The sequence below is a fragment of the Mesorhizobium sp. WSM4829 genome (genome assembly GCF_055811475.1).
The window spans coordinates 1-431 of sequence record NZ_JBVVQJ010000150.1 but is presented as its reverse complement, the minus strand read 5'-3'; the positions used below and the strand labels follow the sequence as shown (position 1 = coordinate 431).

Annotated in this window: 1 pseudogene; it reads right to left on the bottom strand. The window is 70.3% G+C overall.

The annotated features are described in order from the left end of the window. A pseudogene (locus AC0L17_RS34620) lies at positions 1-431 on the bottom strand (AcrB/AcrD/AcrF family protein); the annotation flags it as partial.

The window sequence follows — 431 nt, the reverse complement described above, 5'->3', positions numbered from 1 at the left end:
AGCGTGCGCCGGTCCTCGGGCAGGCGCAGCCTGATGTCGACGGCGTCGTCCGCACCGGCCGGCCGGTATTCGCTGAGCTTCAGCCCGTTCGTCACCAGTTGCACCACCGTGCCGACCGAGGTCGGGCTGATGCCGTATTGCGCCGCCTTGGCGCGATCGACGTCGAGCGCCCAGTCGACGCCAGGCGGCGGCAGGCCGTCGGAAATATCGATGACGCCGGGCACCTTGGCAATGCGCGCGGCGACGGCGCGCGCCTTGTCGTCGAGGCCCTTCGGATCGACGGCTGACAGCCTGATCTGGATCGGCTTGCCGGTGGGCGGGCCGGCCTCGGGCACGCGAACCTCGACGTCGACACCGGGAATGCCGGCCATGACGCCGCGCAGTTCGTCCAGGATGGCGTTCGCCGATTTGCGCTCGCGCCAGTCGACGAA